1 protein-coding gene and 1 pseudogene are annotated in these 14,934 nt (G+C 74.2%); both read left to right on the forward strand.

Annotated elements, in window-relative coordinates; translation table 11 throughout:
• Positions 1 to 5 precede the first annotated feature (5 nt).
• Positions 6 to 5,606: pseudogene (locus AXW62_RS27935) on the forward strand (type I polyketide synthase); the annotation flags it as partial.
• 51 nt (positions 5,607 to 5,657) lie between these two features.
• Positions 5,658 to 14,934, forward strand: a 9,277-nt coding sequence (locus AXW62_RS27940; protein ID WP_159060977.1) for a type I polyketide synthase, incomplete at its 3' end; no start/stop codon positions are given.

Raw genomic sequence — 14,934 nt, forward strand, 5'->3', positions numbered from 1 at the left:
GCCACCTGCGCGCCGAGCTGGTCGGCACGGGTTCGGCGGCGGTGCACACGCCGGTGCCGGTCGTGGCCGCCACCGACGACGAGCCGATCGCCATCGTGGCGATGAGCTGCCGCTACCCCGGCGGGGTCACCACCCCCGAGGAGCTGTGGCAGCTGCTCGCCGCGGGCGAGGACGGCATCTCCCGCTTCCCGGACAACCGCGGCTGGGACCTCGAGGCGCTCTACGACCCGGACCCGGAGAGCCAGGGCACCTCCTACGCCCGCGAGGGCGGGTTCCTGCACGACGCGGCCGACTTCGACCCGGCGTTCTTCGGGATCTCGCCGCGTGAGGCGCTGGCGATGGACCCGCAGCAGCGGCTGCTGCTGGAGACCTCCTGGGAGGCGTTCGAACGCGCCGGGATCGACCCGCTGTCGGTGCGCGGCAGCAAGACCGGTGTCTTCGCGGGCGTCATGTACCACGACTACGGGTCCCGGCTGCATGCCGTGCCCGGCGAGGTCGAGGGCTACCTGGGCACCGGCAGCTCCAGCAGTGTGGTGTCCGGCCGGGTGGCCTACACCTTCGGCCTGGAGGGCCCGGCCGTCACGGTCGACACCGCCTGCTCGTCCTCGCTGGTCGCGCTGCACCTGGCGGCGCAGGCGCTGCGGCAGGGCGAATGCTCGCTGGCGCTGGCCGGCGGTGTCACCGTGATGTTCACCCCGGGGACGTTCATCGACTTCAGCCGGCAGCGCGGACTGGCGGCGGACGGCCGCTGCAAGTCCTTCGCCGCCGCCGCCGACGGCACCGGCTGGGGCGAGGGCGCGGGCGTGCTGCTGCTGGAGCGGCTGTCCGACGCCCGCCGCAACGGCCATGAGGTGCTGGCCATCGTGCGCGGCTCGGCCGTCAACCAGGACGGCGCGTCCAACGGTCTGACCGCGCCCAACGGCCCGTCCCAGCAGCGCGTCATCCGCCAGGCCCTCGCCAACGCCCGCCTGGCCCCCGGTGAGGTGGACGTGGTCGAGGCGCACGGGACGGGCACGACGCTGGGCGACCCGATCGAGGCGCAGGCGCTGCTGGCCACCTACGGCCAGGACCGGGACGCGGAGCGTCCGCTGTGGCTGGGGTCGGTCAAGTCCAACCTCGGCCACACCCAGGCCGCCTCCGGTGTGGCCGGTGTCATCAAGATGGTCATGGCGATGCGCCACGGCCTCCTGCCGCGGACCCTGCACGTGGACGAGCCGTCGCCGCACGTGGACTGGTCGGCGGGCGCCGTGTCGCTGCTGACCGAGGCGCGGGAGTGGCCGGAGACCGGGCGTCCGCGCCGGGCCGCGGTGTCCTCGTTCGGCATCAGCGGCACCAACGCCCACGCCATCATCGAGCAGCCGCCCGCGCCCGAGCCGGGCGAGCCCACGGCGGAGCCCGCGGCCCTGCCGTACGTCCCCGTGCTGCTGTCGGCGCGCACCGAGGACGGGGTGCGGGCCCAGGCGCGGCGGCTGCGGTCGCGGATCGCAGCCGAACCCCGGGCCACCCTCACCGACCTGGGCTTCTCGCTCGCGACGACCCGCGCCGCGCTCGAACACCGCGTCGCCGTGGTCGCCGGCGGCCACGACGAGGTGCTGGACGCGCTGGACGCGCTGGCGCGCGGTGAGCAGCCGGCGCGGGCGCTGCGCGGGGTGGCCACCGAGGGCAAGGTGGCGTTCCTGTTCACCGGACAGGGCAGCCAGCGGCTCGGCATGGGCCGGGAGCTGTACGACACGTTCCCGCGCTTCGCGGAGGCGCTGGACGAGGTGTGCGACGAGCTGGACCGGCACCTCGAACAGCCGCTGAAGACGGTGCTGTTCGGCGAGGACGCCCAGCTCCTGGACCGCACCGGCTACACCCAGCCCGCACTGTTCGCCCTCGAGGTGGCGCTGTTCCGGCTGGTCGAGGGGTGGGGTCTGACGCCCGACTTCCTGTCCGGCCACTCCATCGGCGAACTGGCCGCCGCCCATGTGGCGGGCGTGTTCTCGCTCGCCGACGCGTGCGCGCTGGTCGCGGCGCGTGGGCGGCTGATGCAGGAGCTTCCGGCCGGTGGCGCGATGATCGCGGTGCAGGCGTCGGAGGACGAGGTGGCGCCGCTGCTCACCGAACGCGTCAGCATCGCCGCCCTCAACGGCCCGGCCTCCGTGGTCATCGCGGGCGACGAGGACGCAGCGCTGGAGATCGCCGCGTCCTTCGAGGCGCGGGGCCGCAAGACCAAGCGGCTCACCGTCAGCCACGCCTTCCACTCCCCGCACATGGACCCGATGCTCGCGGACTTCCGCAAGCTCGCCGAGGGCCTGACCTTCAACGCCCCGAAGATCCCGCTGGTGTCCTGCCTCACCGGCGCGGTGGTCTCCGCCGACGAGATCCGCATGCCGGACTTCTGGGTGCGCCACGTGCGTGAGTCCGTGCGCTTCGCCGACGGTGTCCGCACCCTGCGCGACCAGGGCGTGACCACGTATCTGGAGATCGGCCCGGACGGGGTGCTCTCCGCGCTGGGCGAGGACTGCCTCGCCGGGACGGAGGCCGCGACCGACGGCGACAGCGACACCGGCGCGGTGTTCGTCCCCACCCTGCGGGGCGCCCGCTCCGAGGTCCAGGCGCTGGCCACCGCGCTCGCCCAGGCCCACGTCCGCGGCGCGGCCCCGGACTGGGCGGCGGTCTACGCCGGGCGCGGCGCCCGCCGGGTGGAGCTGCCCACCTACGCCTTCCAGCGCCAGCGCTACTGGCTCGACGTGGGCATCTCCGTGGAGGACGTGGTCCTGGCGGGCCTCGGCACCGCGGACCACCCGCTGCTGGGCGCGGCGGTGGAACTCCCCGACACCGGTGGCTACGTGTTCACCGGGCGGCTGTCGCTGCCGACCCACCCCTGGCTGGCCGACCACGCCGTCATGGACACCGTCCTGCTGCCCGGCACGGCCTTCGTCGAGCTGGCGCTGCGCGCCGGCCACGAGGCGGGCTGCGACACGGTCGAGGAGCTGACCCTCCAGGCGCCGCTGGTCCTGCCCGAACAGGGCGCCGTCCAGCTGCGGCTGGAACTCGCGGCGGCCGACGGGACCGGGCGGCGCGCGCTGACCCTGCACTCCCGCCGGGAGGACGCCCCCGCTGACGAGCCGTGGATCCGCCACGCCACCGGCTTCCTCGCCCCGGGCGAGCCGCCGGCCGAGCGGGTGGACCTGGACGTCTGGCCCCCGGCCGACGCGACGGCCCTGGCGACCGAGGAGTTCTACCAGGGCGCGGCCGCCGCCGGACTCGGCTACGGCCCGGTCTTCCAGGGGCTCCACCGGGCCTGGCGGCGCGGCGACGAGCTGTTCGCCGAGGTCCGGCTGCCCCAGGGCCACGAGCCCGAGGCCGCCGCGTACGGGGTGCATCCGGCCCTGCTGGACGCCGCCCTGCACACCCTCGGCCTCGACCCGGAGGGCGAGGGGAGCGACGGGGCACGGCTGCCGTTCGCCTGGACCGGCGTCCGGCTGTACGCCGGGGGCGCGGCATCGCTGCGGGTACGGCTGCGGCCCGCCGCCGACGGGGTGTCGCTGCACCTCGCCGACGGCACCGGCGCCGCCTTCGCCGCCATCGACGGCCTGGTGCTGCGGCCACTGTCGGCCGAGCAGCTCGACGCCTCGCGCACCGCACACCACGAGTCGCTGTTCCGCCCCGACTGGACCGAGCTGCCCGCCGTGTCCGCCACCGCCACCGGCATCCCGCTGGGCGAGCGCTGGCTGACCCTCGGCGCCGGCACCGGCTTCGCGGTGGGCGGCGAGCGGCTGGAGGACCACCCGGATCTCGCGGCCCTCACCGCCGCCCTCGACGGGGGCGCGCCCGCCCCGGACGTGGTCGTGGCGCCGCTCACCGCCACCGGTGGCGCGGCACCCCTGCCCGACACCGCCAGGACCGCCGCCCGCGACGCCCTGGAGCTGGTCCAGGGCTGGCTGACCGAGCGGCGGCTCGCCGACACCCGGCTCGTCCTCGTCACCCGTGGCGCGGTCGCGGCGGGCCCCGGCGAGGACATCGCCGACCTCGTCCACACCACCGTCTGGGGCCTGGTCAAGTCCGCGCAGTCGGAGAACCCCGGCCGCTTCGTCCTGGTCGACACCGACGGCACCGACGCCTCCCAGCGGGCCCTGCCGGCGGTGCTGGCCACCGGTGAACCGCAGCTCGCCGTGCGCTCCGGCGTCGGCCACGCCTACCGGCTCGCCCGGGTCCCGGCCCGGCCGGACACCCCCGAGCCGGGCGGATTCGGCGACCCGGACGGCACCGTGCTGCTGAGCGGCGCCACCGGCGCCCTGGGCGGCCTGTTCGCCCGCCACCTCGTGCAACGGCGCGGCGTCCGCCGTCTGCTGCTGCTCAGCCGGCGCGGCGGCGACGCCCCCGGCGCGGCCGAACTCGCCGCCGAACTGGGCGCGTTGGGCGCCGAGGTCAGCTGGGCGGCCTGTGACACCGCCGACCGGGACGCCCTGGCCGCGACCCTCCAGGCGATCCCCGCCGCGCATCCGCTGACCGCCGTGATCCACACCGCGGGCGTCCTGGACGACGGGGTGATCAGCTCGCTGACCGGTGAGCGGATCGACACGGTGCTGCGCCCGAAGGTGGACGCGGCCTGGAACCTGCACGAGCTGACCCGCGAGCTGGACCTGGCCGCGTTCGTGCTCTTCTCCTCCGCCGCTGGGGCCTTCGGCAGCTCGGGCCAGGGAAACTACGCCGCGGCCAACACCTTCCTGGACGCGCTCGCCCGGCACCGCCACGCCCAGGGCCTGCCCGCAAGCTCGCTCGCCTGGGGCCTGTGGGAGGCGGCCGACGGCATGGCCGGCACCCTCGACGCCTCCGATGTCAGCCGCATCTCGCGCGGTGGCTTCGCGGCCCTCCCGCAGGACGAGGGCCTGGCCCTGTTCGATACGGCGGGCACCCTGCCCGAGCCCGTGCTGGTGCCGATCCGCATCGACACCGGCGCGCTGCGCGGCCAGGCCGCCGCCGGGCTGCTGCCGCCGCTGCTGCGCGGTCTGGTCCGCACCCCCGTACGGCGCTCCGCCGACACCGGGGCCACCGGCGCCGCCGCCGGGGCCATGGCCGACGCCGGTGCGGGCTCGCTCGCGGCACGGCTCTCCGCACTGCCGGAGGCCGAACGCGACCGGGAACTGCTGGACGTCGTCCGCGGCCATGTGGCGGCCGTCCTCGGCTACGCCACCCCGGACGACGTGGACGCCGGCCGCGGTTTCCTGGACCTCGGCTTCGACTCGCTCACCGCCGTGGATCTGCGCAACCGACTGGGCGCCGCCGCCGGGCTGCGCCTGCCGGTCACGCTGATCTTCGACTATCCGACGCCCACCGCGCTCGCCGGGTACCTGCGCGAGGAACTGGCCCTGGATGGCGCGCCCGGCGCGGCCGGACACCAGCCCGTGCACGCGGAGCTCGACAGGCTCGAGGCGATCCTCGCCACGATCGCCCCGGACGACATCGAGCGCCCCGGCATCACCACCCGCCTGCGCGACCTCCTGTCGAAGTGGAATGAAACGCACAGTGCTACGGACAGCACCGCAGAAGACCGTGAAATCCAGTCCGCTACGGCAGACGAGATCTTCGATCTCCTCGATGACGAGCTCGGGCTCTCCTGACCTGCTCCACAAGAGCTCATCGACTCACCTCAGCACCGCGGGGACGGCGTAATGGCGACGGCGAACGAAGAGAAGTACCTCGACTACCTCAAGCGGGCCACCACCGACCTGCGCGAGGCGCGGCGGCGGCTGCGCGAGGTGGAGGAGCGCGAGCAGGAGCCCATCGCCATCGTGGCGATGAGCTGCCGCTACCCCGGCGGGGTCACCACCCCCGAGGAGCTGTGGGAGCTCGTCGCCCGCGGCGGTGACGCGGCCACGCCGTACCCCACCAACCGCGGCTGGGCCACCGACGTCCTCTTCGAGCCGGACCCGGACAGCGGCCAGGAGCCCTACCGCCACGAGGGCGGGTTCCTGCACGACGCGGCCGACTTCGACCCGGCGTTCTTCGGGATCTCGCCGCGTGAGGCGCTGGCCATGGACCCGCAGCAGCGGCTGCTGCTGGAGACCTCCTGGGAGGCGTTCGAGCGCGCGGGCATCGACCCCACCACGCTCAAGGGCAGCCAGACCGGTGTGTTCGCGGGCGTCATGTACCACGACTACGCCTCCCGGCTGTTCTCCGCGCCCGAGGACGTCGAGGGCTTCCTCGGCAACGGCAGCTCCGGGTCCATCGCCTCCGGCCGCGTCGCCTACACCTTCGGCCTGGAGGGCCCGGCCGTCACCATCGACACGGCCTGCTCCTCCTCCCTGGTCGCCCTGCACTTCGCGGCGCAGGCGCTGCGCCGCCGGGAGTGCTCACTGGCCCTGGCCGGCGGTGTCACCGTCATGTCCACCCCCGGCACCTTCACCGAGTTCAGCCGGCAGCGCGGACTGGCGGCGGACGGCCGCTGCAAGTCCTTCGCGGCCGCCGCGGACGGCACCGGCTGGGGCGAGGGCGCCGGCATGCTGCTGCTGGAGCGGCTGTCGGACGCGCGGAAGAACGGCCACCAGGTGCTGGCCGTGGTGCGCGGCTCGGCCATCAACCAGGACGGCGCCAGCAGCGGACTGACCGCCCCCAACGGCCCCTCCCAGCAGCGCGTCATCCGCCAGGCCCTGGCCGCCGCCCGGCTCTCCGCCGGACAGATCGACGTGGTCGAGGCGCACGGCACCGGCACCACGCTGGGCGACCCCATCGAGGCGCAGGCCCTGCTCGCCACGTACGGGCGCAACCACACCGAGGACCAGCCACTGTGGCTGGGGTCCATCAAGTCCAACATCGGTCATACGCAGGCGGCGGCCGGTGTCGCGGGCATCATCAAGATGGTCATGGCGATGCGCCACGGGGTGCTGCCGAAGACCCTGCACGTGGACGAGCCCACCCCGAACGTCGACTGGTCGGCCGGCGCCGTCTCGCTGCTGACCGAGGGGCGGGCCTGGCCCGACACCGGCCAGCCGCGCCGCGCGGCCGTGTCCTCGTTCGGCATCAGCGGCACCAACGCGCACACCATCCTCGAGCAGGCCCCCGAGCCGGAGGAGGCACCGGCCGCACAGACGGCCGACGACGGCTCCCCGGACCGGGCCCGCGCCGCCGCCCTGCCGCTGTGGACCGTGGCGGCCAAGAGCCGCCCCGCGCTGCGCGCCCAGGCCGCGAACCTGCGCGCCCACCTCGACGCCCACCCCGAACTGCGGCTCAGCGACGTCGGCTTCTCGCTGGCCACCGGCCGGGCGGCCTTCGAGCACCGGGCGGCCGTCGTCGCCGACGACCGCGAGGGGCTGATACGGGCCCTCGACGCGCTGTCCCGCGAGGAACCCGCGACCGGGCTGGTCGAAGGGAAGACCACCGGTGGCAAGGTGGCGTTCCTGTTCACGGGGCAGGGGAGCCAGCGGCTCGGCATGGGCCGTGAGTTGTATGACGCCTATCCGGTGTTCGCGGAGGCGTTGGACGCGGTGTGCGCGGAGTTGGATCCGCGTCTCGAACGGCCTTTGAAGGACGTGCTGTTCGGGGATGACGCGTCGGTACTGGACCGGACGGGGTTCACCCAGCCCGCGTTGTTCGCGGTGGAGGTGGCGCTGTTCCGGCTGGTGGAGGCGTGGGGGCTGCGGCCCGACTTCCTGTCCGGGCATTCGATCGGTGAGCTGGCCGCCGCGCATGTGGCGGGTGTGTTGTCGCTGGCGGACGCGTGTGCGTTGGTGGCGGCTCGTGGGCGGTTGATGCAGGAGCTGCCCGCCGGTGGCGCGATGATCGCGGTCCAGGCGTCGGAGGACGAGGTGGTGCCGCTGCTGACCGACGGCGTGAGCATCGCCGCCCTCAACGGGCCCACGTCGGTGGTCATCGCGGGGGATGAGGACGCGGCGTCGGAGATCGCCGCGTCGTTCGAGGCGCAGGGGCGGAAGACCAAGCGGCTCACGGTCAGCCACGCCTTCCACTCGCCGCGTATGGACGGGATGCTGGAGGCGTTCCGTGAGGTCGCGCAGGGGCTGACGTATGAGGCCCCGAAGATCCCGATCGTGTCCAACCTGACCGGCGATGTCGTGTCCGCCGAGGAGATCACGACGGCCGACTTCTGGGTGCGCCACGTCCGCGAGGCCGTCCGCTTCCTCGACGGCATACGGACCCTGGAGGAGCGCAACGTCAGGACGTTCGTGGAGCTGGGCCCGGACGGTGTGCTCACCGCCATGGCCCAGGACTGCCTGACCCGCGACGACGCCACCCTTGTGTCCGCGCTGCGCTCCGGCCGCCCCGAACTCCAGAGCCTGGCCGCCGCCGTCGCCGGGGCCCACGTCCACGGTGTGTCCCCGGACTGGACGGCGGTGTTCGCCGGAACGGACACCGTACGCACCGACCTTCCGCTCTACCCCTTCCAGCGCGAGACCTACTGGCTGGACACCGGCTCCTGGACGGGCGACATGGCGTCCGCCGGGCTCGGCGCGGCCGACCACCCCCTGCTGGGCGCCGCGGTGGCGCTCGCCGACTCCGACGGCTTCCTCTACACCGGCCGTCTCGCCCTGGACACCCATCCCTGGCTGGCGGACCACGCGGTGGCCGGGGCGGTACTGCTGCCCGGCACGGCCTTCGTGGAGCTGGCCATCCGCGCCGGTGACCAGGTCGGCTGCGATGTGCTGGAGGAGCTGACGCTGGAGGCGCCGCTGGTGCTTCCCGAGGCGGGCGGTGTCCAGCTGCAGCTGTCGGTGGGCGCGCCCGACGCGTCGGGGCGGCGTTCGCTGGCGGTGTACTCGCGGTTCGAGGACGCGGCCGTCGACGAGCCGTGGGTGCGGCATGCGTCGGGTGTGCTGGGCTCCGGTGCGCCCGTGGCCTCGTTCGACCTGGGGGTGTGGCCTCCGGCGGGGGCGTCGGAGCTGCCGGTCGAGGGGCTGTACGAGGGCCTGGCCGAGGCGGGGCTGGCCTACGGTCCGGTGTTCCGGGGGCTGACGTCCGCCTGGCGGCTGGGCGAGGAGGTCTACGCGGAGCTGGAGCTGCCGGAGGAGGCGCGGTCCGAGGCGGGTTCGTTCGGTCTCCACCCGGCGCTGCTGGATTCCGCGCTGCACGCGGTGGGGCTCGGCGGCCTGATCGAGGGCGACGGCGCCAGGCTGCCGTTCTCGTGGTCCGGTGTGTCGCTGCACTCGGTCGGAGCCTCCGTGCTGCGGGTGCGTCTGTCGGCCGCCGGCGCGGACGCGGTGTCGCTCGCGGTGGCCGATGGCGCGGGGCGTGCCGTGCTGTCGGTGGATTCGCTGGTGCTGCGGCCGGTGTCGGCCGAGCAGATCCAGGGCGCGCGGGGCGGCCGTCAGGAGTCGCTGTTCCGGCTCGACTGGGCCGAGGTGTCCGCCCAGGGCGCGGCGGGACGCTGGGCGCTGGTCGGACCGGACGTCCTCGGCCTGGCGTCGAGCGGGCAGCGGTTCGACAGCTACGCCGATCTGGACGCGCTGGCCACGGCGGTCGAGTCCGGCGCCGCGCTGCCGGATGACGTGGTCGTCGCGTTCGCGCCCGCGGCGGACGGTGGTCCCGCCGCCGTCCACCGGGCCACCGCCGAGGCGCTCGCGCTGGTCCAGGAGTGGCTGGGCGACGAGCGGTTCGACCAGGCGCGGCTGACCGTGCTGACCTCGGGTGCCGTGGCGGCCGGTACGGACGAGCCGGTGGCCGATCTGGCCCATGCCGCCGTCTGGGGTCTGGTGCGCTCCGCCGAGTCGGAGAACCCGGGCCGGTTCGTCCTGGTGGACCTCGACGGGGCGGCCGATGCGCCGAAGGCGGTGCCGGACGCGCTGGCGTCGGGCGAACCGCAGGTGGCCGTGCGGGACGGGGTGCTGCGGGCGCCGCGTCTGGCACGGGCCGTGGCCGCGGGCTCCGGCGAGGACGTGCCGGAGTTCGACGCCGACGGCACGGTCCTGGTGACCGGGGCGAGTGGCACGCTGGGCGGTCTGTTCGCCCGCCATCTGGTGGCGGAGCGCGGGGTGCGGCATCTGTTGCTGGTGAGCCGCCGTGGTGAGCGGGCGCCGGGCGCTGCCGAACTCGGCGCCGAACTGGCCGAGTTGGGTGCGGAGGTGCGTTGGGCGGCGTGCGATGTTGCCGACCGGGAGGCGCTGGCGGAGGTGCTGGCGGGTATTCCGGCCGGGCGTCCGCTGACGGCCGTGGTGCACACGGCCGGTGTGCTGGACGACGGGGTGATTGGTTCGCTCACCCCCGAGCGGCTGGAGCGGGTGCTGCGGCCGAAGGTGGACGCGGCGTGGAACCTGCACGAGCTGACCCGCGACCTGGACCTGTCGGCGTTCGTCCTCTTCTCCTCCGCCGCCGGTGTCTTCGGCGCCGCCGGACAGGGCAACTACGCCGCCGCCAACGCCTACCTGGACGCGCTCGCCCAGCACCGCGCCGCCCAGGGGCTGCCCGGCACCTCGCTGGCCTGGGGCCTGTGGGCCGCCGGGTCCGGCGGAATGGCCGGGGAGCTGGACCAGGCGGATGTGTCCCGGATGAACCGGGGCGGGGTCGCCGCGCTCTCCGCCGAGGAGGGCAAGGAACTGTTCGACGCGGCCGGACGCGCCGGCGAGGCGCTCCTCGTACCGGTGCGGCTGGACCTGGCGGCGGCACGGGCCGAGGCGGCGTCCACCGGTGTGGTGGCGCCGCTGATGTCCGGGCTGGTCCGGGTCCCGGCCCGGCGTACGGCGGAGGGCTCCGCCGGAACGGGCGCCCTGGCGCAGCGGCTGGCCCGCCTGAACGAGGCCGAGCAGCTCCAGACGCTGCTGGACCTGGTCCGTACCCAGGTCGCCGCCGTCCTGGGCTACGGCACCGCCGACTCCGTGGACCCCGACCGCGCCTTCCGCGACCTGGGCTTCGACTCGCTGACCGCCGTCGAACTCCGCAACCGGATGAACGCGGTCACCGGGATGCGGCTGCCCGCCACCCTGGTCTTCGACTACCCGACCTCCCTCGTCCTGACCGAACACCTCCGGGACGAACTGGCCGGTACCCGCGCCCCGTCAGGCCTGCCGGTCCCGACCGTGGCCGGGGCCGATGACGAGCCCATCGCCATCGTGGCGATGAGCTGCCGCTTCCCGGGCGGGGTGCGGACCCCCGAGGACCTGTGGCGGCTGCTGTCCTCCGGCCAGGACGCGATCTCCGGCTTCCCCGTCGACCGTGGCTGGGACCTGGACGCGCTCTACCACCCGGACCCGGAGCACCCCGGCACCTCGTACACCCGCGAGGGCGGCTTCCTGCACGACGCCGCCGACTTCGATCCCACCTTCTTCGGGATCTCGCCGCGCGAGGCGCTCGCCACCGACCCGCAGCAGCGGCTGCTGCTGGAGACCTCCTGGGAGGCGTTCGAGCGCGCGGGCATCGACCCGGCCACGCTGCGCGGCAGCCGGACCGGTGTGTTCGCGGGCGTCATGTACCACGACTACGCCACGCTGGTGGAGCGGGCCCCGGACGGCGGCGGCGAGGGCGCGATCGGCTCCGGCAGCACCGGCTCCATCGCCTCGGGCCGCGTCGCCTACGCCCTCGGCCTGGAGGGCCCGGCGGTCACGGTCGACACGGCGTGCTCGTCGTCGCTGGTGGCGCTGCACTGGGCGATCCAGGCGCTGCGCGCGGGTGAGTGCACCATGGCGCTGGCCGGTGGTGTCACGGTGATGGCGACCCCCGGCACCTTCATCGGCTTCAGCCGCCAGGGCGGTCTGTCCGCCGACGGCCGCTGCAAGGCGTTCTCGGCGGACGCGGACGGCACCGGCTGGGCCGAGGGCGCGGGCATGCTGCTGGTGGAGCGGCTGTCGGACGCGCGGCGCAACGGGCACCCGGTGCTCGCGATCGTGCGCGGCTCGGCCGTCAACCAGGACGGCGCGTCCAACGGCCTGACGGCGCCGAACGGCCCGTCCCAGCAGCGCGTGATCCGCCAGGCGCTGGCCGGTGCGGGGCTCTCGGCCGCCGATGTGGACGCGGTCGAGGCGCACGGCACGGGGACGACGCTGGGCGACCCGATCGAGGCGCAGGCGCTGCTGGCCACCTACGGCCAGGAGCGGGACGCCGAACGACCGCTGCTGCTCGGCTCCATCAAGTCGAACATGGGCCACACCCAGGCCGCCGCCGGTGTCGCGGGTGTGATGAAGATGGTCCTCGCCATGCGGCACGGAGTGCTTCCGAAGACCCTGCACGCGGAGGAGCCGTCGCCGCATGTGGACTGGTCGGCGGGCGCGGTCGCGCTGCTGACGGAGCAGGTGGCATGGCCGGAGACCGGCCGTCCGCGCCGTGCGGGCGTGTCCTCGTTCGGCATCAGCGGCACCAATGTGCACACGATCATCGAGCAGGCGCCGGAGGAGGAGCCCGCTGGGGGTGCTTCGGCTGCTGGGGTGTCTCCGGCTGGTGTGTCTTCGGCTGTGGTGCCGTGGGTGGTTTCGGGGCGGGGTGCGGCTGCGCTGCGGGCGCAGGCTGAGCGGCTGGTGGGGCATGTGGAGGCGCAGCCTGGTCTGCGTCCGGTGGATGTGGGGTTCTCGCTGGCGACGGGTCGGTCGGCGTTTGACCGGCGTGCGGTGGTGGTGGCTGAGGACCGGGCGGGGTTGTTGGCCGGGTTGGGGGCTTTGGCCGAGGGGCGTGGTGCCGCTGGGCTGGTCGAGGACACGGCTGGCAATGGCAAGGTGGCGTTCCTGTTCACGGGGCAGGGGAGTCAGCGGCTGGGGATGGGGCGTGAGCTGTATGACGCCTATCCGGTGTTCGCGGAGGCGTTGGACGCGGTGTGCGCGGAGTTGGATCCGCGTCTCGAACGGCCGTTGAAGGATGTGCTGTTCGGGGATGACGCGTCGGTGCTGGACCGGACCGGGTTTACCCAGCCCGCGTTGTTCGCTCTCGAAGTGGCGTTGTTCCGGCTGGTGGAGGCGTGGGGGCTGCGGCCCGACTTCTTGTCCGGGCATTCGATCGGTGAGCTGGCTGCCGCGCATGTGGCGGGTGTGTTGTCGCTGGCGGACGCGTGTGCGTTGGTGGCGGCTCGTGGGCGGTTGATGCAGGAGCTTCCGGCGGGTGGCGCGATGGTCGCGGTGCAGGCGTCGGAGGACGAGGTGGCGCCGCTGCTGACCGACGGCGTGAGCATCGCCGCGCTCAACGGGCCCACCTCGGTCGTCATCGCGGGTGACGAGGACGCGGCTGTGGCCATCTCCGCGTCGTTCGAGGAGCAGGGTCGTAAGACCAAGCGGCTCACGGTCAGCCATGCGTTCCACTCGCCGCGTATGGACGGCATGTTGGACGCGTTTCGCGAGGTGGCGCAGGGGCTGACGTACCAGGCCCCGCGCATTCCGATCGTCTCCAACCTGACCGGTGCCGTGGTGTCCGCCGAGGAGATCACCAGTCCGGACTTCTGGGTGCGCCACGTCCGCGAGGCCGTGCGTTTCCTGGACGGCGTCCGGACCCTGGAAGCCCAGGGCGTGTCCACCTTCATCGAGCTGGGCCCGGACGGTGTGCTCACCGCGATGGCCCAGGAGTGCGTCACCGACGCCGAGTCCGATGCCGCGTTCGTCTCCGCGCTGCGCAAGGACCGCGCCGAGGCCGAGGCGCTGACCATGGCCGTTGCGCGTGCCCATGTGCGCGGGGTGGCGGTGGACTGGGCCGGGTACTTCGCCGGGACGGGTGCCCGTCGTGTCGATCTGCCGACGTATGCCTTCCAGTACGCGCGCTACTGGCCCGAGCTTCCGGCCGCCGGAGTGGGCGGTACGGCCGGGCTGGGGCTGGCGACCGTCGATCATCCGCTGGTCGGGGCCGCCGTGCCGCTGGCCGGTGGTGAGGGGTTGCTGCTCACGGGCCGGCTGGGGCTCGACACCCATCCCTGGTTGGCCGATCACGCCGTGATGGGCTCGGTGCTGCTGCCGGGCACGGCCTTCGTGGAGCTGGCGGTTCGCGCCGGTGACCAGGTCGGTTGTGATCAGCTGGAGGAGCTGACGCTGGAGGCGCCGCTGGTGCTTCCGGAGGTGGGCGGTGTCCAGCTTCAGCTGTCGGTGGGTGCGCCGGACGGGTCCGGTCGGCGCGCGTTCGAGGTGTACTCGCGACTTGAGGGGACAGCCGCCGACGAGCCGTGGCTGCGCCATGCCTCGGGCGCGCTCGTACAGGGCGCGTCGGCGGCGTCGTTCGACCTGGCGGCGTGGCCCCCGGCCGGGGCGACGCGGGTGGAACTCGACGGCCTCTACGACGGCATGGCGGACTTGGGGCTCGTTTATGGTCCCCTGTTCCAGGGGCTGACGTCGGCCTGGCGGGTCGATGGCGAGGTCTACGCGGAGTTGGAGCTGCCGGAGGAGGCGCGGTCCGAGGCGGGTTCGTTCGGTCTCCACCCGGCGCTGCTGGATTCCGCGCTGCACGCGGTGGGGCTCGGCGGCCTGGTCGAGGGCGACGGCGCCCGGCTGCCGTTCTCGTGGTCCGGTGTGTCGCTGCACGCGGTCGGAGCTTCGGTGCTGCGGGTGCGTCTGTCGGCCGTTGGTGCGGACGCGGTGTCGCTGGCGGTGGCCGATGGTGCGGGGCGTGCCGTGCTGTCGGTGGATTCGCTGGTGCTGCGGCCGGTGTCGGCCGAGCAGATCAGCGGTGCGCGCGGCGGGCGGCAGGACTCCCTCTTCCGCCTGGAGTGGGTCGGCCTGCCCGCGACCGTGTCCTCCGCCCCCGTGCCGACTGACCGCTGGGCGGCACTCGGCGCGGGCGATCTCGGCCTCGGGGCGGTCGGTGCCGACATCGCGACGTATCAGGATCTGGCCGCGCTGACCGACGCGGTCGCGGCGGGCGCCGAAACGCCCGAGCTGGTGTTCGTGTCGCCCGCCGCCGGGCGCGACGAGGACGTGGCGGGTGCGGCGCACCGGGCCACCGCCGAGGCGCTCGCGCTGGTCCAGGAGTGGCTGGGCGATGAGCGGTTCGCGGATGCGCGGCTGACCGTGCTGACCTCGGGTGCGGTGGCCACGGAGGCCG

This window comes from Streptomyces hygroscopicus subsp. hygroscopicus (assembly GCF_001553455.1).
In the GTDB taxonomy this organism is placed as follows: Bacteria; Actinomycetota; Actinomycetes; order Streptomycetales; family Streptomycetaceae; genus Streptomyces; species Streptomyces hygroscopicus.